This is a genomic window from Micromonospora sp. NPDC049257 (genome assembly GCF_040678915.1).
Classification (GTDB): domain Bacteria; phylum Actinomycetota; class Actinomycetes; order Mycobacteriales; family Micromonosporaceae; genus Micromonospora; species Micromonospora antibiotica.
Genome location: NZ_JBFAQU010000029.1, coordinates 45,206 through 70,738 on the forward strand (window position 1 = coordinate 45,206; position 25,533 = coordinate 70,738).

General features: G+C 73.0%; 24 protein-coding genes and 1 tRNA gene. 15 read left to right on the plus strand and 10 right to left on the minus strand.

Translation table 11 applies throughout. The annotated features are described in order from the left end of the window. Nucleotides 1–90 precede the first annotated feature (90 nt). On the plus strand, nt 91–642 hold the full coding sequence (locus AB0K25_RS27810) for an ArsI/CadI family heavy metal resistance metalloenzyme (protein WP_363823540.1): 552 nt from the start codon (nt 91–93) through the stop codon (nt 640–642). Here the strand turns inward: AB0K25_RS27810 and AB0K25_RS27815 are convergent. Beyond that, nucleotides 547–1,122, minus strand: a complete 576-nt coding sequence (locus AB0K25_RS27815; protein ID WP_363823543.1) for an HD domain-containing protein — start codon at nt 1,120–1,122, stop codon at nt 547–549. The two genes, AB0K25_RS27810 and AB0K25_RS27815, sit on opposite strands and share 96 nt — an antisense overlap. A gap of 505 nt (nt 1,123–1,627) precedes the next feature. Between AB0K25_RS27815 and AB0K25_RS27820 the strand changes: the two genes are divergently transcribed. The 10 genes from AB0K25_RS27820 to AB0K25_RS27865 all read left to right on the plus strand — a co-directional run bounded on the left by AB0K25_RS27820 (nt 1,628) and on the right by AB0K25_RS27865 (nt 11,052). Next, nucleotides 1,628–2,797 carry a helix-turn-helix transcriptional regulator gene (locus tag AB0K25_RS27820; protein ID WP_363823545.1) on the plus strand — a complete coding sequence of 390 codons (1,170 nt, stop codon included), beginning with the start codon at nt 1,628–1,630 and terminating at the stop codon, nt 2,795–2,797. Nucleotides 2,798–3,127: 330 nt separating this feature from the next. After that, complete coding sequence (locus AB0K25_RS27825; protein ID WP_363823548.1) at nt 3,128–3,403, plus strand: hypothetical protein; 276 nt, start codon at nt 3,128–3,130, stop codon at nt 3,401–3,403. 184 nt (nt 3,404–3,587) lie between these two features. Then, nucleotides 3,588–3,734, plus strand: coding sequence for a hypothetical protein (locus tag AB0K25_RS27830; protein WP_363823551.1), 147 nt, complete (start codon nt 3,588–3,590; stop codon nt 3,732–3,734). Between the two features lie 50 nt (nt 3,735–3,784). After that, entirely contained in the window at nt 3,785–4,948 is a 1,164-nt protein-coding gene (locus AB0K25_RS27835) for a helix-turn-helix transcriptional regulator (protein WP_219462281.1), read from the plus strand. Nucleotides 4,949–5,007: 59 nt separating this feature from the next. Continuing rightward, nucleotides 5,008–5,529, plus strand: a complete 522-nt coding sequence (locus AB0K25_RS27840) for a hypothetical protein (protein WP_363823554.1) — start codon at nt 5,008–5,010, stop codon at nt 5,527–5,529. 26 nt (nt 5,530–5,555) lie between these two features. Continuing rightward, nucleotides 5,556–6,224: a hypothetical protein gene (locus AB0K25_RS27845; protein ID WP_363823556.1), complete on the plus strand. Its 669-nt coding sequence runs from the start codon at nt 5,556–5,558 to the stop codon at nt 6,222–6,224. A 134-nt stretch (nt 6,225–6,358) separates the two neighbouring features. After that, nucleotides 6,359–7,039 carry a response regulator transcription factor gene (locus AB0K25_RS27850; RefSeq protein ID WP_363823559.1) on the plus strand — a complete coding sequence of 227 codons (681 nt, stop codon included), beginning with the start codon at nt 6,359–6,361 and terminating at the stop codon, nt 7,037–7,039. 12 nt (nt 7,040–7,051) lie between these two features. Further along, the gene (locus tag AB0K25_RS27855) at nt 7,052–8,452 is read left to right on the plus strand and encodes an ATP-binding protein (RefSeq protein ID WP_363823561.1); all 1,401 of its coding nucleotides are present in this window, start codon (nt 7,052–7,054) and stop codon (nt 8,450–8,452) included. Further along, complete coding sequence (locus tag AB0K25_RS27860; protein ID WP_363823564.1) at nt 8,449–9,357, plus strand: Gmad2 immunoglobulin-like domain-containing protein; 909 nt, start codon at nt 8,449–8,451, stop codon at nt 9,355–9,357. Before AB0K25_RS27855 ends, AB0K25_RS27860 begins: the two co-directional genes overlap by 4 nt. A gap of 204 nt (nt 9,358–9,561) precedes the next feature. Then, complete coding sequence (locus tag AB0K25_RS27865) at nt 9,562–11,052, plus strand: MFS transporter (RefSeq protein ID WP_219462292.1); 1,491 nt, start codon at nt 9,562–9,564, stop codon at nt 11,050–11,052. 84 nt (nt 11,053–11,136) lie between these two features. On the opposite strand, the gene AB0K25_RS27870 is transcribed toward AB0K25_RS27865, so the two are convergent. Together AB0K25_RS27870 and AB0K25_RS27875 are read right to left on the minus strand one after the other, a co-directional pair. Further along, nucleotides 11,137–11,209, minus strand: a tRNA-Arg gene (locus AB0K25_RS27870). 31 nt (nt 11,210–11,240) lie between these two features. Continuing rightward, nucleotides 11,241–12,440, minus strand: a complete 1,200-nt coding sequence (locus AB0K25_RS27875; protein WP_219462295.1) for an RtcB family protein — start codon at nt 12,438–12,440, stop codon at nt 11,241–11,243. Between the two features lie 617 nt (nt 12,441–13,057). On the opposite strand from AB0K25_RS27875, the gene AB0K25_RS27880 reads away from it, so the two are divergent. Further along, on the plus strand, nt 13,058–13,843 hold the full coding sequence (locus tag AB0K25_RS27880; RefSeq protein ID WP_357536670.1) for an alpha/beta hydrolase family protein: 786 nt from the start codon (nt 13,058–13,060) through the stop codon (nt 13,841–13,843). Nucleotides 13,844–13,916: 73 nt separating this feature from the next. Here the strand turns inward: AB0K25_RS27880 and AB0K25_RS27885 are convergent, their stop codons facing one another. The 3 genes from AB0K25_RS27885 to AB0K25_RS27895 all read right to left on the minus strand — a co-directional run bounded on the left by AB0K25_RS27885 (nt 13,917) and on the right by AB0K25_RS27895 (nt 16,716). Further along, nucleotides 13,917–14,423 (minus strand): DinB family protein, encoded by a 507-nt coding sequence (locus AB0K25_RS27885; RefSeq protein WP_219462299.1) that lies wholly within the window; start codon nt 14,421–14,423, stop codon nt 13,917–13,919. Between the two features lie 224 nt (nt 14,424–14,647). Next, the gene (locus AB0K25_RS27890) at nt 14,648–15,490 is read right to left on the minus strand and encodes a M15 family metallopeptidase (RefSeq protein ID WP_308290759.1); all 843 of its coding nucleotides are present in this window, start codon (nt 15,488–15,490) and stop codon (nt 14,648–14,650) included. Next, entirely contained in the window at nt 15,487–16,716 is a 1,230-nt protein-coding gene (locus tag AB0K25_RS27895) for a D-alanyl-D-alanine carboxypeptidase (RefSeq protein ID WP_308290760.1), read from the minus strand. Before AB0K25_RS27895 ends, AB0K25_RS27890 begins: the two co-directional genes overlap by 4 nt. 228 nt (nt 16,717–16,944) lie before the next feature. On the opposite strand from AB0K25_RS27895, the gene AB0K25_RS27900 reads away from it, so the two are divergent. Further along, nucleotides 16,945–17,175: a hypothetical protein gene (locus tag AB0K25_RS27900; protein WP_219462300.1), complete on the plus strand. Its 231-nt coding sequence runs from the start codon at nt 16,945–16,947 to the stop codon at nt 17,173–17,175. A 141-nt stretch (nt 17,176–17,316) separates the two neighbouring features. On the opposite strand, the gene AB0K25_RS27905 is transcribed toward AB0K25_RS27900, so the two are convergent. Next, nucleotides 17,317–18,096 carry a peptidylprolyl isomerase gene (locus tag AB0K25_RS27905; protein ID WP_308290761.1) on the minus strand — a complete coding sequence of 260 codons (780 nt, stop codon included), beginning with the start codon at nt 18,094–18,096 and terminating at the stop codon, nt 17,317–17,319. A gap of 173 nt (nt 18,097–18,269) precedes the next feature. Beyond that, entirely contained in the window at nt 18,270–19,520 is a 1,251-nt protein-coding gene (locus tag AB0K25_RS27910) for a D-alanyl-D-alanine carboxypeptidase (protein ID WP_357536673.1), read from the minus strand. Nucleotides 19,521–19,891: 371 nt separating this feature from the next. Between AB0K25_RS27910 and AB0K25_RS27915 the strand changes: the two genes are divergently transcribed. Beyond that, a complete protein-coding gene (locus AB0K25_RS27915; protein ID WP_219462305.1) occupies nt 19,892–21,085 on the plus strand; it encodes a hypothetical protein in 1,194 nt (397 codons plus the stop codon). Between the two features lie 186 nt (nt 21,086–21,271). Here AB0K25_RS27915 and AB0K25_RS27920 read toward each other — a convergent pair whose 3' ends face one another. Continuing rightward, complete coding sequence (locus AB0K25_RS27920) at nt 21,272–21,991, minus strand: MerR family transcriptional regulator (protein WP_219462307.1); 720 nt, start codon at nt 21,989–21,991, stop codon at nt 21,272–21,274. 134 nt (nt 21,992–22,125) lie between these two features. Between AB0K25_RS27920 and AB0K25_RS27925 the strand changes: the two genes are divergently transcribed. After that, entirely contained in the window at nt 22,126–24,402 is a 2,277-nt protein-coding gene (locus tag AB0K25_RS27925) for an excinuclease ABC subunit UvrA (protein ID WP_363823570.1), read from the plus strand. A gap of 80 nt (nt 24,403–24,482) precedes the next feature. On the opposite strand, the gene AB0K25_RS27930 is transcribed toward AB0K25_RS27925, so the two are convergent. Beyond that, a complete protein-coding gene (locus tag AB0K25_RS27930; protein ID WP_308290762.1) occupies nt 24,483–24,896 on the minus strand; it encodes a protein-tyrosine phosphatase family protein in 414 nt (137 codons plus the stop codon). Between the last annotated feature and the right edge of the window lie 637 nt (nt 24,897–25,533).

Below are 25,533 nucleotides of genomic sequence, written 5' to 3' on the forward strand. Positions count from 1 at the left end.
TGTTGTCTCGACACCCGTCTAGTTTGACAAGCATCAAACCAGAGTGCAATCCTCTGCCTAGATAGTTATCTAAACAACCGGAGGTGTGGGATGTCCCGCGTCCAGCTCGCCCTGCGCGTCTCCGACCTGGAAGGGTCGATCGCGTTCTACTCGAAGCTGTTCGGCACCGAGCCGGCCAAGCGGCGGCCCGGCTACGCCAACTTCGCCATCGAGGAGCCGCCGCTGAAGCTGGTCCTGCTCGAAGGCACCCCGGACCAGGCCACCGCGATCGACCACCTCGGGGTCGAGGTGTTCGACGGCGCGCAGGTCACCGCCGCCACCGACCGACTCACCGAGGCCGGGCTGATCACCCTGACCGAGAACGACACCTCCTGCTGCTACGCCCTCCAGGACAAGGTCTGGGTTCGCGGCCCCGGCGACGAGCGCTGGGAGGTGTACGTGGTCAAGGGCGACTCCGACCAGTACGGCACCTCCGCGCAGACCCCGCCCGCAGCCGACGACGAAAGCACGTGTTGCGAGACCACGTCCCGCAGCTTACGCCTGGGGTTACACCGGGGGCGGGGTGAGCCAGCCGAGGGGTTGACCGCTGAGGGCGGCGTCGGCCAGGCGGTGCGCGCCGGCGGTCCTCAGTGCCGCGCGTGAGCTGTCGATCCAGCGTTGGACGTCGCCGATGCCCTGGTGGCGGTATTCGACCGCCTGAACGAGGCATTCCAGCTTGTCGGCGTCGCGGGCGACGATGGCCTCCGGTGTCTCGCCCGCTTCGTACTCGGCGACGGCGGCGTTGACGAGGTCCGCGACGGCCGGCGGGCAGGCGGCGACCTGATCGGCGGTGACCGTGGTGTTGGGTGCGGCGGCGAGATAGCGCCTGGCGATGTGCGGCATGTCGGTGATCCGGGTTTCCTGGGTGTCGTGCAGGACGCACAGCATCGACACCCGGGCCGGGTCGGCACCTTCCATGGCGGCGAGCATCATCCCGATCAGCGTGGTCCGGAACGAGTGGTCAGCGATGGATTCGGGGTCTTTGACGCCGGCGAACCACCAACCGGTGCGGGCGGCGCGCTTGAGTACGCCGGCCTCGAAAATGAAGCGCATGACTCCGGCGGCGTCGTGGTCGTCGTTCATCTGCCCGTCCCTGTGCCGGTGACTCCGTCTGCTCGCAGGCTGTAGACGATAGAGGTTGGTTCTTCGGCTGCTTGCACAGTTCCTCTTGATCGATCCGGATCATTCGTTCGGGATGCGAAGGTCGATCCGTGGGGTCAGCGCCCACGTTCGGGCCGAGTGCCCAAGCCGCAGCGGCGGCGCAAAGCATGAGGCAGACGAACAGGCAACTTAGCGCGCCACACAGCAACATGACCCCAGCCCCGATGCCCTCCATGGGCATCAGCGTAAGCACTCAGCCAGCCGTGCTCGCAGCGTGCCCCATGCAGCGGTCAACGCCAATCAGGTGCGGCGCACTCGACGGGCCGAATAGATCATCTCGACTTAGGGTGATGTCCGTGGACGGACCCCAACGGAACATCCGGAAGTTGCAGGCGAGGGGGGACTCGGCGCGCGGCATGTCGGGGTACCGTCCGACGAGGTGGCGGCCGGTTCGGTTGCCTGGGCCTCGTGATCTTGGAGTGGCGCTATGGCCTCGTCCGTCGATCCGCGCTTCGGCGCAGCTCTGCGTGAGTTTCGGCAGCGGCGAGGGTTGTCACTTCGCCTCCTGGGACAGCTTGCTCATCGGAGCAAGAGTCATCTGCACGAGTTGGAGGCGGCGCTCAAGGCTCCGACGGTCGACACTGCGCGTCACCTCGACCGGGTCCTCGAAGCGGGAGGTGTGCTTGCTCGGTTGGCGGATGCGCCAGTCGACCACGCGGCCGAGGCCGGTGAACTGCGAGCGAGGGTTGCCGCCAGCGATGTCAGCGCGGACGTGCTCGATCGGATAGAGCAGGGCGTCGACGATCTGGCCAGTTCCTATCCGACGATGGCCCCGGCGGATCTCCTGCCGTTGGTGCGGAGGCATCTTTCGTACGTAGGGCGGCTGCTGGACGGACGGGTGACGCTCGCGCAGCAGCGGCGGTTGCTGGTTGCCGGTGGCTGGCTGGCGGTGCTACGAGCGACGGTTCACATCGATCTGCGGCAGCGGACTGCTGCGGTCGCTCACCTGCGAGCTGCTCGTGATCTTGCCGAACATGCCGAGCATGGCGAGATCCAGGCGTGGTGTCTCGAAACCCGGGCCTGGGACGTGTTGACCCAAGGTGACTACCGGGCAGCACTCGATCTCTCCCGACAAGCGCAGCGAGTCGCTCCGAAGGGGAGTTCCGCCCGCATTCAGGCGACTGCTCAGGAGGCCCGCGCGTGGGCGCGGATCGGGGACGTCGGTGCGACCCGGCGAGCGTTGGACCGGGTGGAGCGGCTGACGGCGAATCTGCCCGTTCCAGAGCGGGCCGAGCACCACTATCGCTACGACCCGGCCAAGGCCGCCGCCTACACGGCCACGACTTTGGCGTGGGCGGGTGACCCCGGTGCCGAGCAGGTGGCACGGGCGGTGCTGACCGAGTTGGACCCGGACGGCGACGGTGGAGCACGGCCCCGCCGGTCCGCGTCGGCCCGCCTCGACCTCGGTCTCGCCCTGGTCGCCGCCGGTCAGCCGGACGAGGCGGTTGCCCTGGGGGCGCAGGCGGTGACGTCCGGACGGGTGGTGCCCTCGAACTGGTGGCGGGCTGCGGAGTTGTTGGCCAAGGTGGAGCAGTCGGGAGCACCAGAGGCAGCGACACTGCGTGACGCGTGCATGGAGTACGCACCTGGGCGGTAGCCAGCAGCGGACAGGACACTCGGTTAGCGGACGTTCACCCTCTGGATCGGTGGCCTGCCTGGCGTGACGCTGGACCTCAGTGAAGCCGGGCGCGGAACGAGGCACGTCAGCAGGTGCCCCCGTGCTCTGAGGACGGGGGGCCAGCCACATGACGGTGACCAGCGGCGCGGAGCAGGCGATCCTCGCGGTCCAGCTTCGCGGGCTCGACGGTTTGTGTGTCGGTTGTCGAGTGTGGTTGGCGCGGCTGTCGGTGTACCCGTGTTGGCAGGTGGACTGGGTGACCAGCCGGCAGGGCCGGGTACGCGTCGCTCTGTTCCCTGGCGGTGTGCGGTGACCAGCCACGGCCCGGTGCTGCCGATCTGGAGCTGCGGCGGATGCGACCGGCCCTGGCCGTGTCAGACCCGCCGGCAGGAACTGCGTGCCGAGTACGCCGACGCGCCGGTGTCGCTGGCCCTCTACCTCGGGGCCTCCTTCGTCCAAGCGGCCGAGGACATGCCCTGGGCACCTGCCGGCCCCCTGCACGGCCGCTTCATCGGCTGGACCAGGCAGCCGCGAGAAGTACAGCAGCGACGTGCCGCAACCGTGCCAGCCGAAGCCGACTGGTAGTAGCGCCACCGGGCCGCACGACCTCGGACGACACCCGACCCGACCGGCCTGCCGACAGTTCACACCCGGGATCGACCCCACGGAGGAACAGCCCGATGCAGCAGGAGTCTGTCGTAAACCCCTGGTCCCATCACCACACCCGGGCAGGCAGTCCCGCCGCCGGGGCCGGAAAGCGGGGGCGCTCGTGATCTCCAACGTCCTGTCGATGGTGTTCGGGGGGTTGGTGCCGGGCTTCCTGCTCGGGTTGCTCGCGTTCCGGGTCAAGTCCCGGTGGTGTCCCCGCTGCGGCGAGTCCACCCACGCCCTGCCGGTGCCGGGGCACGACAGGTGACCGGCCCCGGCCGGCAGCGCACCGGCAGCGAGCCGCCGATCGGACGGAGGATGGCCGAGTTACGGGCCCGCCGGGGCATGAGCCAGCAGGTCTTCGCCGACCGGATCGGCAAGTCGAAGAGCTGGGTCGACAAGGTCGAACGGGGTGTGCGTACCCTCGATCGGCTCTCCGTCATCGAGACGGTGGCCGGGGCGCTCGGCGTCGCGCCGCAGCTCCTGCTCACCGGTCGGCACCCGCCGGCACCGGTCACCGACGTCGGTGCCGCCGTGGAACGGATCCGGGCCGCCCTCGCCCGGCACGACGCCCCGGCGTCCGCCCCGGTCGGGGCGGCGGTACGGCAGCTCGACGACCAGGCGGGCTACGCGTGGACGGCGTACCGCAACGGGCAGCACCCCCAGGTGTTGCGGATGCTGCCCGACCTCCTCGTCGACAGCCGCCACGCCTGCCACGTCAGCCTGGTGGACCCGCCCGTGCTCGCTCTGCTGGTGCGGGTCTATCGGCTCACCGCCCAGACACTGGTCAAGCTCGGCGACGCGCACCTGGCCTGGCTGGCCGCCGACCGGGCCATGATGGCCGCTACACGCGGTGACCCGATGCGGATCGGGCTCGCGGCGGTGTCGCTCGCGCAGGCGCTCCGCGCGCTGCGGCGGGGCCGGCTTGCCACGAACGCCGCGCTCACCGCCGTACGCCAACTCGACCCGGCGGTGACGCACGGCCACCCGCCGGCGGCGGCCCTGACCGGGACGCTGCTCGTCGAGGCCGCCCTCGCCGCCGCCGGTCACGGCGACGCCGTCACCGCCCACGACCTGACCGAACGCGCCGCCCACCTCGCCGCCGACCACGAACGGTACGACCAGGACGGCGTGACGTTCGGCCCCACCAGCGTCGACCTCGCCCGTGCCCTGACCGCGACCCGCCTCGGCGACCACCATCGGGCCGTCGCCCTGCACCGCCGGGCCACCGACCAGGAGGGTTGGCGGCGGCTCCCCGCCGAACACCGCGCCGCCCACCTCATCGACATCACCCGGGCCCACCTCGACCTCGGTGACCACGACGCTGCCGGGCGGGCCCTGGTCACCGCCGACCACATCGCCCCCGCCGAAGTCCGCACCCGCCCAGCCGCCCGGGCCGCCCTGACCGCCGTGCTCCGCGCCGGCCCCACCCCGGCCGACGTCACCCGCCTCGCCGCCACCATCGGCTTGACCCGGCCCTGACCTGTGCACCTGGTCGCCGGACCAGCCATGGATCTCCTGTGGGGCAGCACAATGACGGCATGAATCTCTCTCCGGTCCGTGCGGATGTCGCCGTGATCGACGATCTGTTGCGGTACATCGCCGAGCGCCCGGTCGACCTCAACGATCCGAACTGGATGGCCGAGCTCCGGCAAGCGCCGCCGCCGCTGGAAGAAGCCGGGGTGGTGGCCGAGGCGTCCGCCGCGCTCGATGCGCTGTTGGAGGCGTACGAAACCGGCGGAGCGCCGGCCCGTGCGGAGGTCCGAGACATCTTTCGGGCCTACCCCTCCTTCCGCTGGGCCGCCCACCTACCGGTGGCGTGGAATTCGGTCGGAGAGTTCCGCCGACGACTCGTCCATGTCTCCGCGATGGATCAGGGTGCCGATCCGCGCGACGAGCTGATGGCGATCTGGTCGCTGTGCAACCGAGCCCGCGAGTGCGCCATCGACGTCGAACCGGTGCTGCGCGAGGTGGCGAACCTGTCATCCGACGCGGATCTCCACGGGTTCGGCTCGATGCAGATGCTGATCATGCGAGGGCTGGAGGTACACGACCTCGGCTAGAAATCGCGACAGGGAGCCTGTCACGGTTGTTGCCCCGCTGTTACGTCACGGTGCGGGCGCTGTGGCACGGGCGGCGCACCGTCGACCTCGACCGGCCACCGTGGCCGGACACCGTCGACCGGGAGGACACCATGCGTACCACCAGGACCCTGATGGCGGTCACGGCCGTGCTGGCCGTGCTGCTCACCACCGTCGGTACGGCGACCGCCGCCGGCCGGCTCCGCGCCGGTGCCACCGCCGCACCCTACTGCGGGATCACCTGGGGCAGCACCGGGAAGGCCGGGGGCGACCTGAACCCGGCCCCACTGCTGACCACCCGCACCGGCCAACAGGACTGCTACGACCGGCTGGTCTTCGAGTTCGACGGGAACGCCGACGGCTACTCGGTCGGCTACGGCGAGGTGTTCACCGAGGGGCAGGGGTTGGCGATGTCGCCGTACACGGCGGGCGGGGCGGTGCTGCGGGTGCAGCTGCGGGAGCCGGCCGTGGGCTACCCGTACCGGGCCGGCGACCACGTGGCGACGGTGCTCGGCTACCGCACCCTGCGCGACGTCGTCTACGGCGGCACCTTCGAGGGTTACAGCACCTTCGCCGTGGGCGTCCGGGCCCAGTTGCCGTTCCGGGTGCTGCTGCTCGCCGGCCCCGGCACGCACAGCCGGATCGTGCTGGACATCGCCCACCAGTGGCAGGAGTGACAGCCCGCCAGTGGCAGGAGTGAGCGCTCGTGGCAAGCGACCACCGGGCCGGGAGGCCGGCACCGACCGGCCCCCCGGCACCGACCGTTGCGCCGGGGCGGGACCGGCCGTCCCGGCACTACGCTGAGGACGTCATGGACGGCCGGGTGCTGCTGGTCGAGGACGATGCCTCCATCCGGGAGGTCACCGCCCTCGGGCTGCGTCGGGCCGGGTTCCGGGTGAGCACCGCCGTCGACGGTCGGGCCGCGCTGGCCGCCTGGCGGGCCCAACCCGTCGACCTGATCGTCCTGGACGTGATGCTGCCCGGCCTCGACGGCCTCCAGGTCTGCCGGGAGATCCGGCGCAGCAGCCAGGTGCCGATCCTGATGCTCACCGCGCGCGCCGACACCATCGACGTGGTGGTCGGCCTGGAGTGCGGGGCCGACGACTACCTGCGTAAACCCTTCGACCTGCCGGAGCTGGTGGCACGGGTCCGGGTGGCGCTGCGCCGGGGCGACGCCGGGCCCACCGAGCCCGTCCTGACGATAGGGCCGCTGGAGGTCGACCCGGGCCGGTTCGTGGCCCGCCGCGACGGTCGGGAGCTGACCCTCACCGCCACCGAGTTCCGACTGCTGCTGGAGCTGGCCCGCCGGCCCGGTCAGGTGTTCACCCGGGAACTGCTGCTGGACCGGGTCTGGCGGCACTCCCACCTCGGCGACTCCCGGCTGGTCGACGTCGCGGTGCAACGGCTGCGGGCCAAGGTCGACCACGACCCGGCCGCACCCCGGTTGGTCCGCACCGTACGCGGGGTCGGCTACAAGCTCGACCCGGCGTGACGGGAGGACACCGTGGCCGCCCGGGACGCCGTACCGCCGGGACGGTTGCGCCGCCGGCTGACCGTGGCGTTCCTGCTCGTCGCCGGGGTCTCCGCCGGGACGCTGGCCGGTGGGGCGTACCTGATGCTGCGGCAGGCCCGGTTGGACGCCTCCGTGCAGCGCGCCGCCGCCGACGCCCGCTACCAACTGGTGCTGGCCGGCCAGTTCACGCCGCTGACCGAGGCCCGCCGCGCCGAGCTGCTGGCCAGCTTCGAGGGCACCGGCCGGCACGTGCTGCTGGTGACCGACGACACCGTCGCCTCCGACCCGTCGTACGCCCCCTCCCCCGGCCCCGCGCTGCGGTCGGCCGTCGCCGCCGGTCAACTCGGCTACGAACGGATCGCCGCCGGTGACCATCGACAACTGCTCGTGGTGGGCGGGCGGATTCCCGGTGCCACCGCCGAGTTGTACGCGATCACCGACGAGACCGAGGTCGTCGGGGAGCTGACCCAACTCCGTACCGCGTTGCTGGTCGGCTGGTTGACGGTGGTGACCGTCGCCGCGCTGGTCGGCCACACCCTGGCCCGGCGCACCCTGGAACCGGTGGGCCGGGCCAGCCGGGCCGCCCGGGCCCTCGCCGAGGGGATGCTCGCCACCCGGCTGCCGGTGCGGGGCCGCGACGAGTTCAGCGACTGGGCGGCGGCGTTCAACGACATGGCCCAGGCGCTCCAGGAGACCATCGCCGACCTGTCCCAGGCCCAGGCCCGGGAGCGGCAGTTCACCGCCGACGTGGCGCACGAGCTGCGTACCCCGGTCACCGCGCTGGTGGCGGCGGCCTCGCTGCTGGCCGACCAGCTCGACGAGCTGCCCGGGGACGCCCGGCGGGCCGCCGAGCTGCTGACCTCGGACGTGGTGCGGCTGCGGGCCCTGGTCGAGGAGCTGATGGAGATCTCCCGCCTGGATGCCGGCGGCGAGCCGTTGGCCGTCCGGTCGGTGGACGCGCTGGCCCTGCTGCGCCTCCTCGTCGACGGGCACGGCTGGGCCGGCCGGGTCCGCGTCGACGGGGTCGCCGCCACCGTGCGGACCGACCCGCGTCGGCTGCGACGGGTGCTGGCCAACCTGGTCGGCAACGCCGTCGCGCACGGCGAGGGCACGCTGCGCGCCAGCACCTCGACCAGCGGCGGGAAGCTGGTGTACGAGGTGTCCGACGAGGGGCCGGGCATCGACCCGGTGCACCTGCCGCACCTGTTCGACCGGTTCTACAAGGCCGACCCGGCCCGGTCGGGGCGGGGCAGCGGGCTGGGCCTGGCCATCGCCCGGGAGAACGCCCGGTTGCTGGGCGGGCAGCTCACCGTGACCAGCACCGTCGGCGTCGGCACGACGTTCCGGTTGACGCTGCCGCACCACGGGCCACCCGGCGACGGTGGCCCGTGAACCGCCGGGCGGTCGTCCTGTTCGTCGCGCTCGCGGTGCTGACCGGCAGCTGTGCCGACGCCCGGTCCGGCACCCTCGGGCCGGCCCCCACCGCCGTCGCACCGGCCCACACCGCCACGGCCCCCGGCACGGCCGCACCCCTGCCGTCGGCTCCGACCGGCCGGCCGACCGCTCCCGACGACACCGGGCCGGCACCGGTGCCCCCGGCCGGCCCCACCGGCGGGGAACCGACCGGGACCGTCACCGTCGAGCTGTGGTTCACCAGGGACGGGACGTTGACGCCGACCCGGCGGACCCGCCCGGCGACGCCCGCCACCTCCCGGCTGGCACTGGCCGAGTTGGCGACCGGTCCCACCGCCGAGGAGGCCGCCGTCGGCCTGCGCACCGGGGTTCCGGCCGGGGTGGCGGTCACCCGGATCGACGGCGGCACCGCGACCGTCGTCACGCCCACCGCCTTCGCCGCCGCCGACGCCCCGCTGCTGCGGCTGCGCCGCGCCCAGGTGGTCTGGACGCTTACCCAGTTCCCCACCGTCCGCCGGGTCGTCTTCACCGGTGCCGACGCCGTGGTGCTCACCCGGGCGGACCTGGCAGACCTGCTGCCGCCGATCGTGGTCACCGAGCCGACCGTCGGCCGGCGGGTCAGCTCACCGGTCACCGTCGCCGGCACCGCCGACGTGTACGAGGCGACAGTGACCGTGCGGATCCTCGACGCCGCCGGGCGGATCCTCGGCACCGGCTTCACCACGGCCGACTGCGGCACCGGTTGTCGCGGCGACTACCGGAGCACCGTCGGCTACCGACTGACCGAGGACGGCGTCGGCGCGGTCGAGGTCTACCAGGTGTCCCCGCGCGACGGGGTCCCGGAGCACGTGGTCCGGATCCCCGTCCGGCTCGCCGCCGCCTGAGTCACCGACGCCGGCACACCGGGCCCGCCCGGGGCTCCGCACCCAGGTTCTCCGGCCGGCCCCGCGCCGTCGGCGTCGTTGCCCCGAAAGTGCGACCGGCTCCAGATCCGGCTGTGGGTCACCGACCCCGTCGATAACGTGAGGCCGAGATCGGCTCGGGTTTCCCCACCTCGGGCAGGTTCCCACCGTCACGGAAGGCGCGTCATGCCCGGTTCCTCCTCGGCCAGGCCGGGCGCATCCGACGCCGGGGCGTCGACTGCGGCGCACCCGCGACGCTGGCTGGTGCTGGCGGTCATCGCCGTCGCCCAGCTGATGGTCGTCCTCGACGCCACCATCGTCAACATCGCCCTCCCGCAGGCCCAGGCCGAACTCGGCATCTCCGACGCCGACCGGCAGTGGGTCGTCACCGCCTACACCCTGACCTTCGGCGGGCTGCTGCTGCTCGGCGGCCGGATCGCCGACTTCTGGGGGCGTAAGCGCACCTTCGCCACCGGCATGGTGGGCTTTGCGCTCGCCTCCGCCATCGGTGGCCTGGCCACCACCGGCACCCTGCTCTTCGCCGCCCGTGCCCTCCAGGGCGTCTTCGGCGCGCTGCTCGCCCCCGCCGCGTTGGCGCTGCTCACGGTGATCTTCACCGAGACGACGGAGCGGGCCAAGGCGTTCGCCGTCTACGGCGCCATCTCCGGTGGCGGCGCGGCCGTGGGTCTGGTCCTCGGCGGGGTGCTCACCGAGTACGCCGACTGGCGCTGGTGCCTGCTGGTGAACATCCCGATCGCCGCCGTCGCCCTCGCCGCCACGATCCCGCTGGTGCCGGAGAGCCGGGCGCACGGCGACACCCGGTACGACGTCCCCGGCGCCATCGCGGTCACCGCCGGGCTGGTCAGCCTGGTCTACGGCTTCACCAAGGCCGCCGAGGACGGTTGGGACGCCCCCGCCACCATCGGTTTCATCGCCGTGGGGGTGGTCCTGCTGGCGATCTTCGTGGTGATCGAGAGGCGCTCCCGCCACCCGCTGCTGCCGCTGCGCATCCTGCTCGACCGCAACCGGGGTGGCGCCTACCTCGCCTCCACCCTGATCGGCGCGGGCCTGTTCGGCGCGTTCCTCTTCCTGACCTTCTATTTCCAGGTGGTGCTGCGCTACACCCCGGTCGAGGCCGGCCTGGCGTCGCTGCCGGTCACCGGGGGCGTGCTGATCGCCGCCGGGGCGGCCAGCCAACTGCTGCCCCGCCTCGGCGCGAAGCCGCTGATGCTGGCCGGGGCCGCCCTCGCCGCCGGCGGCATGCTGCTGCTCACCCGGATCGACGTTGACACGTCCTTCGTCACCCACCTGCTGCCCGCGCAGGTGGTCATGGGCCTGGGCCTGGGCTTCACCTTCGTGCCCCTGTCCAGCCTGGCCCTCTTCGGCGTGCCGGAACACGACGCCGGGGCGGCCAGCGCCACCCTGAACGCCACCCAGCAGATCGGCGGGTCACTGGGCACCGCCCTGCTCAACACCATGTACACAAGCGCGGTCACCGCGTACCTGGCGACCCGGGTGCCGGACCCGGTCACCCAGGTCCGGGCGTTGGTGCACGGCTACACCGTCGCCTTCGCCTGGGGTGCCGGGCTGATCCTGCTGTCCGGGATCAGCACCCTGCTGCTGATCAGGGTACGCCGCCACGACCTGGGCTCCGGGGGCATGACGCACCTGGGCTGAGCCCTCGCAGACCGCGCAGCGCCGGCCCGTGCACCGCAGACCGTGCACCGCAGACCGTGCGGCGCGGACGGGCCCCGCAGACCGTGCCCCGACCAGGATTCGAACCTGGGCTCTCCGGTTTCGTAGACCGGCGCGCTGTCCGCTGCGCCACCGGGGCTCACGACCGACGCCCGGGGGCGTCGGCCGGTCTAACCCTTCACACACACCACCTGCTTGAGGTGGGCCACCACCTCGACCAGGTCGTCCTGCTGCGCCATCACCTCGGTGATGTCCTTGTACGCGCCGGGGATCTCGTCGACCACCCCGGTGTCCTTGCGGCACTCCACCCCGGCGGTCTGCACCGCCAGGTCGTCAACGGTGAACGTCCGCTTCGCCTGCCCCCGCGACATCCGCCGCCCGGCCCCGTGCGACGCCGAGCAGTACGCGTCCTCGTTCCCCCGCCCCCGCACGATGTACGACCCGGTGCCCATCGACCCCGGGATGATGCCCAGGTCCCCCCGGCCGGCCCGGATCGCCCCCTTGCGGGTCACCAGCACGTCCACCCCGTCGTAGTGCTCCTCGGCCACGTAGTTGTGGTGGCAGGAGATCGGCTCCCCGTAGCTGACCTGCGGGAACGTGTCCCGCACCACGCCGCAGAGCAGGGCCAGCATGACCGCCCGGTTGCGCCGCGCGTACTCCTGCGCCCACCACAGGTCCCGCCGGTAGGCGTCCATCTCCGGGGTGCCGGCGAGGAACACCGCCAGGTCCCGGTCGGGCAGGTCGGCGTTGTGCGGCAGGGCACGGGCCACCCCGATGTGCCGCTCGGCCAACTCCTTACCGATGTTGCGGGAACCGGAGTGCAGCATCAACCAGACCTGCCCGGCGTCCGGACCGTCCTGCTCGACGCAGACCTCGATGAAGTGGTTGCCCCCACCGAGGGTGCCGAGCTGGTGCCGGGCCCGGCTCTCCAGCTGCGCCACCTTCCGGTCCAGGGTCGAGAACCGGCCCCAGAAGTCGTCCCAGCCACGCTGCTCCAGGCCCCGGACCCGGCGCGGGTCGACCGGGTCGTCCCGCTTGGCGAAGCCGACCGGCACCACCGCCTCGATCGCGCTACGCAGCGGTGCCAGGTTGTCGGGCAGGTCGGCGGCGGTGAGCGAGGTCCGGACCGCGCTCATCCCGCAGCCGATGTCCACGCCGACGGCGGCCGGCGAGACGGCCTGCCGCATCGCGATCACCGAGCCGACGGTGGCGCCCTTGCCGTAGTGCACGTCGGGCATCACGGCGACGCCCTGCACCCAGGGCAGCGCGCCGATGTTGCGCAACTGCTGCGCCGCCTGCGGCTCGATGCCGTACGGGTCGGTCCAGACCCGTACCGGCGCCTTCGTGCCCGGCAGCGGGGTGAATGCCATGATCGTTCTCCTCGTTCCTGGGAGCAGGGGTGACAGGATTCGCACCTGCGACCGTCGGGTGTGGAATCCGGTGCGCTACCCGTTGAGCTACACCCCTCGGCGGGTGTCGGGGATCGAAAAAGCCGCCCGTTCCCCTGGTGGGGTGGGCGGCTGCGCAGGTCGCGCTGGCGCTATCCGCGCCGCCACCCCGATCGCCACCGACAACCCCGGGCTCGTTCGCCGGCTGTCAACAGCACGCCGCCGCGCGGCTGGGACCGCGTGGTCTCGGTGCTGAGGTACGGCGACACGGTGTGCTCCCCGGTTGGTCGGTGTGGCGTCGACGTCGAACCTAGGCGCGCACCCACCCGGGCCGCAACAGATATCGGTAGCTGCCGGCTATCGGGGCTCGCACATCCTGGACAGGATGTCGAGCCAGACGCTGCCCACGATGGCGACCGGGTAGGCCGCCTCCCGGACCTGCCCGTCGGCGGTCTGCACGGAGAGTGGATGCGTCGACCGGCCCGCGCCCGGGGGTGTCGAGGTCGATCACGGCGTCCTCGGTGGGCATGGCGACAGCCTAGGGCCGACGGCGGCGACGTCGTGTCCGGCAGGGCCGGCACGCGGTACGGTCCATGGCCATGGCATTGATGCGGTGCGAGTTCGACTCCGAGGCCCTGGGCATGAACACGTCGATGACGGTGATCCTGCCGCAACCCGACCCGGCACGGCCGACGCCCACGGGGCCGGCCGACGCGGGCCCGCCGGTGCTCTACCTGCTGCACGGGCTCAGCGACGACGACACCGCCTGGACCCGCCACACCTCGATCGAACGTTACGTGGCCCCGCTGGGTCTGGCCGTGGTGATGCCCCAGGTCGGCCGCAGCTTCTACACCGACGAGACGCACGGCAACCGGTACTGGACGTTCCTCACCGAGGAACTGCCCGAGGTCTGCCGGTCGTTCTTCCGGCTCTCCGACCGCCGGGAGGACACCTTCGTCGCCGGGCTGTCGATGGGCGGCTACGGGGCGGTGAAGTGGGCGCTGCGGCAGCCGGAACGCTTCGCCGCCGCAGCCAGCCTGTCGGGGGCGCTCAACGTCGCCCACCGCCGCTACAGCCCCGACCGGCCGCTCGACCCGGACGTCTGGCACACCGTCTGGGGTGACGCCCCGACCGCCGGCCCCGACGACGACACCGTGGCGCTGGTCGGCCGGGCCGGACCCGACACTCCCCCGCTCTACGTCGCCTGCGGCACCGAGGACTTCCTCTACGACGACAACGAGCGCTTCGTCGCCGCCGCCCGGGACCGGGGCGTGCCGGTGACCGTGGACTTCTCCCCCGGCGACCACGACTGGCCGTACTGGGACGCCACGATCCGCGACGTGCTGGCCTGGCTGCCGCTGCGCACCCGGCCCCCCGTCAGCTGAGCCGACGGGCGCGGCACCACCGACGGCGGCACCGCCACCGGGCCGCACGGCGCAGGGGCGCCACGGTGGGCGGTCAGACTCCCACGCTGCCGTCGACCGCCTCCCGCAGCAGGTCGGCGTGGCCGTTGTGGCGGGCGTACTCGTGCATCATGTGCAGCATCACCAGCCGCAGCGACACGTCCTCACCCCAGCGTGCCTGGTGGCCGGTGACGTCGAGCGAGGACGCCGCCAACTCGATACGTCGGGAGTGCGCCACCTCCCGCTGCCACGCCGCGAACGCCTCCGCTCCGGTGGACCCGGTCGGGTCGTACGCCTGCTGGTAGTCGCCGGTGTCCGACCAGAGCAGCGGCACGTCCTGCGCGTCGATCACCCGCCGGAACCAGGCGCGCTCCACCTCGGCGAGATGCCGCAACAGGCCGAGCAGGGTCAGCTGCGACGACGGCACGGCCCGCTGGCGCAGTTCCTCGTCGGTCAGGCCCTCGCACTTCATGGCGAGGGTGGCCCGGTGGAAGTCGAGGAAGGCACGCAGCGTCTCCCGCTCCCCGGCGAGCAGCGGCGGGCCGATCCGTTCGGTGGTCATGTCGGGTCCTTCACGGGACGGGACCGCCCCGGGCGGGCGGCCGGGAGCCGTCGGGCAGCCTAGCGGCCGATGGCTGCCCGACCCGCCGAAGTTCGTGCCGACCGGACGTGCGGGTGCTGGTCACCCGGCCGGCGTGGTGACGCGGCGGGCGCGGATCACACCGTCGGGTGGTGCCGGTGGTGGGCGTCCCGGCGACGTCCGTCCCGGGCCGGCGACCGGGCCGCTCAGCGGGGCAGGGACGCCCGGGCCACCGGGAAGTCGAAGTAGGTGTCGGGGTAGGGCTCGTCGGCGTACCGGTAGTGCCACCACTCCCGGTCGTAGTTGACGAAACCCTCCTGCGTCATCAGGCGTTCCAGCAGCTGCCGGTGGGTCCGGGCGGCCCCGGTGACCCGGGCGTCGGCGGTGTGCGCCAGCGGGTCGAAACAGTCGAAACCGGTGCCCATGTCGAGGCTGCCGTCGGCGAACCGTCGGTCGGCCGGGTCGGTGCAGGCCACCAGCGGCTGGCCCGGGGCGTACGAGGCGCGGGGCGGGGCCGGGCGGGGCTCCAGGGTCAGGTCGAGGGTGCTGCCCCGGCTGTGCGCGGTGGGGGCGCCGAGGTAGCCGTCGGCGAACAGCTTCGACTTGGCCACCCGGGGATAGAACTCCGCCTTCGTCTGCTGCGCTGCGGGGTCCTTCGCCCAGCGGACGAACTCGTCGGCGGCGCGCTGCGGCCGGTAGCAGTCGTACACCCGCAGGCTCAGCCGTTGGGCGCGGGCGGCGTCCTGCACCCGGCGCAACGCCTCGGCGGCGGTACGGGTGAGCAGGCACAACGGCTCGTCGTAGCCGTCCACCGGGCGGCCGACGAAGTTGTGCGGGCCGGCGTAGCGGATATCCACGACGATGCTCGGGTCGACCTCGGACAGCAACACCACGTCGGTGGGGGCACGTGGTCCGGTCGGGGTGGGCGTCGCGGCGTCCGCCTGCGGTGCGGGCTGCGGTGGCCGGTCGCAGCCCACCGCCACGAGCAGCACCGTGACGACCAGCAACCGGGCCAGCACCCACCGGGGGTGCTCCGCCCCGCGTCTCACCGCCGTCGGCGGACGTCGTGTGGTCGGTGGCGCAGGGCGAGCAGCAGCCCGGCGAGCCCGGCCACGACGGCGGCCAGGGAGACCGCGACCAGCGGACGTGACCAGGGGTGACCGGGCGGGTCGAGCCGGCCCGGACCACCGGCGGCGGCCAGCGGGGGCGGGGGGACGGCGGTCCCGGACGGGCCCGCCGTCAGCTCACCCGGGTTGACCAGTCGACCCACGGCCGCACCCCGGGGCACCCCGAACCCCCAGTCCAGCAGGGCCGCCCCCTGCTCCCAGCCCCGTTTGTCGACGACCTCCGCGCCGAGCAGGGTGACCACCAGCCGCCGTCCGCCCCGCTCGGCGGCCCCGACGTAGGTGTGCCGGGCCAGGTCGGTGTAGCCGGTCTTGCCGCCCAACGCCCCCGGGTAGCGGTAGAGCAGCTGGTTGTCGTTCTGGATCGGGAAGGCCTTCTCGCCCAACGCCGGCTGGGCCGGGATCATCGCCTCCCGCGTGGTGTCGTAGCGGCGGAAGGTGGTGTCGGCGAAGCAGGCGCGGGCGATCAGCGCCAGGTCGTACGCGCTGGTGAACTGGCCCGGCCCGTCCAACCCGGACGGGGTCACCGCGTGGGTCTGCAACGCGCCGAGCTGCCGGGCGTGCGCGTTCATCGCCCGCAGCCCACCGGGCAGCCCGTCGGGGCCACCGCCGAGGCGGGCCAGCGCGTTGGCCGCCTCGTTTCCGGACTTGAGCAGCAGGCCCAACCAGAGGGTCTCGATCCGGTACCGGCCACCCTCGGCGAAGCCCACGGCGGAGCTGCCGGGCTCGATGTCGAGGTCGCCGGGGGTGAGGGTGACCACCTGCCGGGGGTCGAGGGTCGGCAGCACGGTGGCGGCCAGCAGCAGCTTCTGCACGCTCGCCGGGGTGCCGTGTTCGTGCGGGCCGCAGCCGCCGAGCACGTCGCCGCTGTCCAGGTCGGCGACCAGCCAGGAGGTGGCCGGTACGGCGGGCGGCCTGGGTGTCCCGGCCGGCCGGACCTGGCCCGTGGTGGCCAGGGCGGGGCCGCCGACCGCCCGGTCGGCGGCCTCCGTGTGGGGCGGGACCGGTCGGGGCGGCCGGGACACCGCCGGCACCGGCGCACACGGACCGGTGGTCACCGCCCCGGCGGCGTCCGCCACACCGGCGGGTGCGACGACCGGCGACAGCAGCACGACGGCGATGACGGCGGCGGTACGTCCCCGAACTCTCACGCTGACGAAGGTAGTGACACCCGCCCCGCCGGTCCGGTGATCCGGCGAATCCCACCCGGTGGGGCGGCCGGGTCGCTAGCATGCGCCGGTCGACGGGGTGGCGCCGCCGGTCGGACCCGGGTCGGGGCCGATGGGCCGTGGCAGCTGCCAGCAGCCGGACGGCGGCGGGAGGTGTCGACGACGGTGGATGGGGGTAGCGGAGGGTAGGCACCGGTGAAGGAGGAGACCATGACCGATCCCCGTTACGCCCCGATCGGCCTCGCGGTCGGTAACGACCTGGTCGACGTCGACGACGTCGACACCCGTCCCGTGGTGGGTGCGGACGACGCCCGCGCCGACGCCGCCCGCGCCGGCGCGGAGGTGGACCTGTCCGACGGCACCCGGGACGGCGACGGCGTGCCGGTCGGTACGGCCGACGCGGACGCCGACCGGACCCGGGCGGCAGGCGAGCAGGGCTGACCGTCGGGCGGGGGTGGTCGCCCGCCCCCGCCCGGCAGGTGCGCCGGCCCGTCGGGCTGAGCCCGCACCGGCCGGCTCACCGGCGACCCGGGGTGCCCGCACCGGAGGGTGCGGTGGCCCGGGCCGCCGGGGCCGGACTGCTCAGTGGCCTCGGATCGCGCGGTGGATCTGCACCGGCAGGGCCGGGGCACCGTCCACCGGCGCGGGGTCCTCCGGGGTGGGCGCGATGCCACCGGCGGCGATCTTGTCCAGGGTCTTCAGCCCGGCCACGTCGATGGTGCCGAAGACGGTGTAGTTGGGGCGCAGCGCCGAGTCCGACTGGACCAGGAAGAACTGGCTGCCGTTGGTGTCCGGCCCGGCGTTGGCCATCGCGAGCGTGCCCCGGGCGTAGAGCCGGCGCACGCCGGTCGGGTCGGTCGGCGCGGGCGGCAGGTCGGTGGGCAGTTCGTCGCGGTAGCGGTAGCCCGGCCCGCCCTCACCCGTGCCGGACGGGTCACCGCACTGGAGCACCTTGAGCGTCGGGTAGGCGGTCAACCGGTGACAGGGCGTCCAGTCGTAGAACCGGTGCCGCGCCAGGTGCAGGAAGCTCTGCACCGTGCACGGGGCCTGCTCCCGGTCCAGGGTCAGGCCGATCGGTCCGTGGCTGGTGCGCAGGGTGACCCGGACCGTGCCCTCGTCCGGCGTCCGGCGCGGGTCCCGCGGCAGCGGCACCGGCCGGGCCGGTGGTTCGTCGGGCGTGGAGGTGTACGCGCACGGCCCCTTCGTGGTCCGGGCGGCGCTCGGCCCGTCGGCGGGCGCGGCGACGGCGGCGGTGCCACCGGCGACGACCAGTGCCGCCGAGGCCAGCGCCACCCCGGCGAGGCGGGTCAGCCGGCCGGCCGGACGCGACCCGGCGGCGAACGGTCGGGGTTCACTCGACACTGTGGTCCTCCTGGACTCGTGGTACCGGAGAGGCGGGCGGTACCGCAACGACCGGAGTCTATGGAGGGCCGGCCCGGTTGTCGACGCTGATCGACACCGGGCGGGGCGGCACCGCCGGTCCCCCGGGCGGGCCGCCGCGGGTCTCCGCGCGCCGCAGCCGGCAGTGCCGGCGGTCAGTCCCAGGCGACGCGTCGGCGGACCCGGCGACGGGTCCGCCGACGACCGACAGCGAACAGGACGGCCAACACCCCGACCAGGGCCGCCGCACCGCCGATCACCGCCGTGCCGAGCCAGTGCGGTGCGCCCACCGCCGCACCGGCGGGACCCGGGGCGGCGGCCACCGGGGCGGACGGCGACACCGACGCGCGGGGGGTGGTCACCTCCCCCGGCTCGACCAGCCGCCCGACCGAGGCGTCCCGGGGCAGGCTGAAGCCCCAGTCGAGCAGCCGCGCCCCCTGCTCCCAGCCACGCACCGGGCGGGCCTCCGCACCGAGCAGGGTCACCACCAGCCGACGCCCACCGCGTTGCGCGGCTCCGACGTAGGTGTGCCGGGCCAGATCCGTGAAGCCGGTCTTCCCGCCCAACGCCCCCGGGTACCGGTAGATCAACTGGTTCTCGTTCTGGATCTGGAAGCCGGGCTTGCGCAGTGCGGGTTGGGCCGGGATCTGGGTCCGCTCGGTCAGCGCGTACCGGCGGAAGGTGGGGTCGGCGAAACAGACCCGGGCGATCAGCGCCAGGTCGTACGCGCTGGTGAACTGGCCCGGCCCGTCCAACCCGGACGGGGTCACCGCCCGGGTCTGCCACGCGCCGAGCCGACGGGCCTCGGCGTTCATCTCGCGGACCCCGGCGGCGGAGCTGCCCGCGCCCAGCCGGGCCAGCAGGTTGGCCGCGTCGTTGCCGGACTGCAGCAGCAGGCCGAGCCAGGCGGTCTCGACCGAGTAGCGGCCACCGTCGAGCAGGCCGACGGCGGAGCTGCCGGGCTCGATGTCCAGGTCGGCGCGGGTCACCGTGACCACCTGTTTCGGGTTCAGCTTCGGCAGCATGGTGGCGGCGAGGAGCAACTTCTGCACGCTGGCCGGGGTGCCGTACGCGTGTGGGCCGCAGCCGCCGAGGACCGCTCCGGTGTCCAGGTCGGCGACCAGCCACGACGTCGCGGTGACCGGCGGTGGCGCGGGCGTGCCCGGGGGAACGGTCAACCCTGGGGTGGCCAACGACTCTCCGCCCACCGTCTGCTGCTCGGGCACCGCCGGCGGCGGCGCGGGCCGGGGAGGCCGGGTGACCTTCGGCGTCGGCAGCTTCGGGCACGGCACGACGGTCGCGCGGGCCGAGCCGGCGCGGCCCGCGACGCCCGCGTGCGCGGGGACCGGCAGTGCCACGGTGAGGAGTACGGCCGCGACGGCGGCGGCCAGGACCCGGGCTCTCATGGTCAGGCACCCTACCGAGGCGGGGCGTCGCTCTCCCAGGGGGCGCGACCGGCCCGACGGGAGCGGGTCGCCTCACTGTCGATGATCACAGCATTACTCCACGTTACCGAAATTGCTGCCGCAGGGCACGGGCGGGATCGCTCCCATGCGCTCTGAGCTGCGGTTTTACCGACGACCACGGAGTGCGACCGGAAGCTCACCGAAATTCTTGAACGATCTCCGAGTGGTCCCCGTATCCATCGCCGCAAGGACGGACCGGGGCGCTGCCGAGTACGAGGCGGCGGACGACGGCCCACCTTCACCCCAGCCACCGTCGGACCGACCGGACGCGACACCCGTCGACGGTCCGCCGGAGATCAGAGGAGAGGTACATGGCCAGGCCAATGCGGAAGAATTCCGTTCTCAAGCTCGGCGGAGTGGGCGCCCTGGCGGTGCTGCTCCTGGGTGGCGGCCTGCAGCTCGCCTCCGCCGCCGAGAACACCGGCAGCAGCGCCGCGCAGACCGTGAACTGCCCCACCGTACGGGACAAGCTGCCGGCGGTCCCGGCGGCGGCCGCCGCCGGGGTGGAGCGGGAACTGGCCAACCTGGACGAGGAGATCGCCCGGCAGAACGAGCGGCTGGCCAAGCAGGCCGCCGACCCTCAGGGCGGCGCCAACTTCATCAACAACGCCATCCTCGGCCCGCTGAAGAGCAAGCGCGTCGCGGTGCTGGACCGCATCGAGATCAACTTCAACCGGGTCGGTGCGCAGCGGCCCAATCTGGACAGCCTGGCCACGTGCGGGTTGAACGCCCCGGGCGTCGCCAGTGTGCTGAACAGCTCCGTCAAGGCCGGCAACGCCGCCACCGGCGGGAACAACACCACTGCCGCCGCCCAGACGGTGAACTGCCCGACGCCGCAGATCCCCGCCGTCCCCGCCCAGGCCGCCGCGAACGTCCAGGCCGAACTGGCCAACCTCGACAAGCAGATCGGCGAAGCCAACGCCCGCCTCGCCCAGCAGGCCGCCAACCCCCAGGGCGGCGCCAACTTCATCAACAACGCCATCCTCGGCCCGCTGAAGGACAAGCGCCAAGCCGCCCTCGACCGCATCGAGATCGCCTTCAACCGCGTCGGCGCACAACGCCCCAACCTCGACAACTTCGCCGCCTGCGGCCTCAACGGCGCGGGTGCCGGGAACGCGGGCGCGGGCAACAACGGTGCCGGGAACAACGGCGCGGGTAACAACGGTGCCGGCAACAACGGCGCGGGCAACAACGGTGCCGGCAACGCGGGGAACGCCCGGACGGTGAACTGCCCGACGCCGCAGATCCCCGCCGTCCCCGCCCAGGCCGCCGCGAACGTCCAGGCCGAACTGGCCAACCTCGACAAGCAGATCGGCGAAGCCAACGCCCGCCTCGCCCAGCAGGCCGCCAACCCCCAGGGCGGCGCCAACTTCATCAACAACGCCATCCTCGGCCCGCTGAAGGACAAGCGCCAAGCCGCCCTCGACCGCATCGAGATCGCCTTCAACCGCGTCGGCGCACAACGCCCCAACCTCGACAACTTCGCCGCCTGCGGCCTCAACTGACCGGTCACTCACGGACGGCCCGGCGGATCATCCGCCGGGCCGTCCGGCTGTGCGCACCCACCCCGGCACACCCGACGTCCCACCCGGCTCAGCACACCCCCGCCGTGGTCAGCGCTCCCCCATCCAGCTCAGTGCGTCCCGACCGACCCGGTACGCCTCGGCCGACTCCAGCGCGCCTCGGTCGGCTCAGTGCGTCCCGGCCGGGCCGGTTTCGGCGAGGTAGTCGGCCAACGCGGCGGAGCCTCGCAGCCGACGCACGCTGCGGACGTGCAGGTCCTGCTCCCGCCGGGCGAGTTCGGCCCGCACCCGGTCCGGTCGGCCGGTGCTGCGCAACTCGTCGAGGACCGCGGTGATGATGTCGAACGGGTACCCGCCCCGACGCAGCAGCGCCACCACCTGCGCCGCCCGCCACTCGGCCACGTCGTACACCCGGTAGCCGGTGCCCCGCTGCCGGTGCGGGCGGAGCAGGCCGCGCTGCTCCCACAGGCGCAGCTGCGAGGTCCGCACCCCGACCTGGGCGGCCACCACACCGATCCGGGCGTCCCGGCGGGGCACAGCCGCCGCCGGACTGTCCAGCACCGTCTCGAAGGCGCCCAGCACCCGGGCGATCTCGGCCCGTTCGCGGTCCAGCTCGGCGTGCCCGGCGTCGAGCGCGGCGAGCGCCGCCGGCAGCTCACCCCGGTGCACGGCGGCCAACACCTCCCGGGTACGCGCCCAGCCGTGCCCCTCGGCCATCCGCCGGGCCACGGCCAGCGCCCGGACGTGGCGTTCGGTGAACATCCGGTAGCCGCTCGGGGTGCGGTCGGCCGGTGGTAGCAGTCCGTCGGCCAGATAGTTGCGCACCTGCTGGGTGGAGATCCCGGCACTGGCCGCGACGTCGACCAACCGCCACCGTCGCTCCCCCATCCGGCCCCTCCGCTCGCCCCCGTCCAGCCTAGTGGTTGCCACGTGGTTTGAGACTTTCCACCCACCTGCACCCGGTCGGCTCGGCGTGCTCCGACAGAAGTCTCAACAGGAGCATGAATGAGAAAATCGAAGGTATGGAGCAATCAGCACGGTCCACCGCCGACCACCACGACATGATCGAGGTACGGGGCGCCCGGGAGAACAACCTCACCGGCGTCTCCGTCGACATACCCAAGCGACGGCTCACGGTCTTCACCGGGGTCTCCGGGTCGGGGAAGTCCTCCCTGGTGTTCGGCACCGTCGCCGCCGAGTCCCGCCGCCTGATCAACGAGACCTACAGCGCCTTCCTCCAGTCGTTCATGCCGAACCTGTCCCGCCCCGACGTCGACTCGCTGCGGAACCTGACCCCGGCGATCGTGGTCGACCAGGAACGGATGGGGGCGAACTCCCGCTCCACCGTGGGCACCGCGACCGACGCGTACGCGCTGCTGCGGATCCTGTTCAGCCGGCTCGGCGAGCCACACGTCGGCGGGGCCGGGGCGTTCAGTTTCAACCTCGCCGAGGGCATGTGCCCCACCTGTGAGGGGCTGGGCCGGGTCTCCGACCTCGACGTGTCGGCCATGGTGGACGTGGAACGCTCGCTCAACGACGGGGCGATCCTGGTGCCGAACTTCGCCGTCGACTCCTGGTACTGGCAGACCATCGTCGGGTCCGGCCTGTTCGACCCGGACGTCAAGCTCCAGGACTTCACCGCGCAGCAGTGGGCGGACTTCCTGCACAAGCCGGCCACCAAGATCAAGGTCGGGACCAACAGCTGGACGTACGAGGGGCTGGTGGTGAAGGTCCGCCGGCTCTACCTGGCCAAGGACCGGGAGTCCATGCAGCCGCACATCCGCGCCTTCGTGGACCGGGCGGTCGCCTTCGCCACCTGCGCCGCCTGCGGCGGTGCCCGGCTCAACGCGGCGGCCCTGTCGTCGAGGATCGCCGGGCACAACATCGCCGAGTGCGCGGCCCAGCAGATCAGCGACTTGGCGGAGTTCGTCGGCGGGATCGACGCCCCGTCGGTGGCGCCGCTGGTGGCCGACCTGCGCGACACCCTGGACTCGCTGGTGGAGATCGGCCTCGGCTACCTCAGCCTGGACCGGGAGTCCGGCACCCTCTCCGGCGGCGAGGCGCAGCGGGTGAAGATGGTCCGCCACCTCGGGTCCAGTCTCTCCGACGTGACGTACGTGTTCGACGAGCCGACGGTGGGGCTGCACCCGCACGACATCAACCGGATGAACGACCTGCTGCTGCGGCTACGCGACAAGGGCAACACGGTGCTGGTCGTGGAACACAAGCCGGAGACCATCGCGATCGCCGACCACGTGGTCGACCTCGGCCCGGGAGCCGGCGCGGCGGGCGGTCGGATCTGCTACACCGGGGACGTGACCGGGCTACGGCGCTCCGGCACGCTGACCGGCCGGCACCTCGACCACCGGGTCACCCTGCGGACCGCCGTCCGCACACCCACCGGTCACCTGCCGATCCGGGGTGCCGACCTGCACAACCTGCGCGACGTCGACGTGGACCTGCCGCTGGGGGTGCTGACCGTGGTCACCGGCGTGGCCGGCTCGGGCAAGAGTTCACTGATCCACGGCTCGTTACCCCGTCGGGACGGGGTCGTGGTGGTCGACCAGTCCGCCATCCGGGGCTCCCGACGCAGCAACCCGGCGACCTGGACCGGCCTGCTCGACCCGATCCGCACCGCGTTCGCCCGCGCCAACGGGGTGAAGGCCGCGCTGTTCAGCGCCAACTCCGAGGGCGCCTGCCCGACCTGCAAGGGAATCGGACTGGTCTACACCGACCTGGCCACGATGGCTGCCGTCGCCACCGTGTGCGAGGCGTGCGAGGGGCGGCGCTACACCCCCGAGGTGCTGAGATACACGCTGCGCGGCCGCAACATCAGCGAGGTGCTCGGCATGTCGGTCACCGAGGCCCGGGAGTTCTTCCCGTCCGGCCCGGCCAGGGTGGTGCTGGACCGGCTGGCCGAGGTCGGGCTGGGCTACCTGACCCTGGGGCAACCGCTGACCACCCTCTCCGGTGGGGAACGCCAGCGGCTCAAGCTCGCCGTGCACATGGCCGAGAAGGCCGCCACCTACGTGCTGGACGAGCCGACCACCGGTCTGCACCTGGCCGACGTGGACCAACTCCTGGCCCTGTTGGACCGGCTGGTCGACGCGGGCAACACGGTGGTCGTCATCGAGCACCACCAGGCGGTGATGGCGCACGCCGACTGGATCATCGACCTGGGTCCCGGTGCCGGACACGACGGCGGCCGGATCGTCTTCACCGGCACCCCCGCCGACCTGGTCGCGCACGGTGACACCCTGACCGCCAGCCACCTGCGGGAGTACGTCGCACCCCGGTGACCCCGGATCACCTCCAAGCCCGTGGCCGACGCCCACGGACGCCCCTGACCGGCGGGCCGCGAGCACGGGACGCGGTGCGGTCAGCGGCCGGGAAGTCGCCGCAACCAGGCCCGCTGCCAGGGGGTCTCCACGGCTTTCGGGTGGTAGTGGTCGCGGACCCAACCCACCGCCTGTCGGGCCGGCAGTCCGTCGAGGATCGCCAGGGCGGCGAGGGCGGTGCCGGTCCGGCCGATCCCGCCCCGGCAGGCCACCTCCACCCGGGCACCGCCCTGCGCGCGCCGCAACGCCTCGCGCAGGGCGTCCAGGGCGTCCGCGCGGTCGACGGGCAGCCAGAAGTCGGGCCACCGGATGCGCCGGTACGGCCAGGCCGGGGCCGGGCCGGGCGCCAGGATCAGGGCGAAGTCGGCGGGTGACACCGCGTCGGCCACCCGCCGCCCGCGCACGGTCGCGCCGCTGGGCAGGGTGACCACGCCGGTCGAACTGGACCAGTCCACACCGCGATTCTGCCCGGTACGCACACAGCGCGCCGCCCCCGACCCGGGTGGGTCGGGGGCGGCGCGTGTCGATGTGCGGGTCGCCTCTCGGCGCGTGGCGCAACGCGGCTCCAGCCGAACGGAACTCCGCGACGGCATTTCAGGTGAGGCCCGGGGACACCGAACACACCGACACCCTCCACAACGCGGGACCCCACCTCCCCCTTCCCCACCCTCCAGTGACCCCCGTCACTCTCATGTGGCCGCCCCGCTACGACGCCGCACAGCCACGGCACCGGGCTGGCCGAGGTCGCCACCCGCCGCCGGCCACGACAGCAGTGCCGAGAACGAGGGTCTCCATGCACGAAGGAACCTTGCGTGGAGAGTTGTGGTGCCTGGGGCAGCGACAACTCTCCACGATCTTCGGCCGCTTCCGTCGGCCTCCCGGTCCGCCGGCATGACCACGTGCCGGCATGACGGCACGCCGGGCTGTCGGTGGGCGTGGTGTTGGCCGGCACCCCGGGTGTGGGGTGCCGGCCAACGGTGTCGTGGCGTGGTTGCGGGCAGGGCGTTTGCAAGTTCCGGGGTCGGGTGGTTGGTCGGGTTGTGACCGGTTGGGGTGGATAGCAGGGCAGGCACGGGGTTCGTGATCATTGTG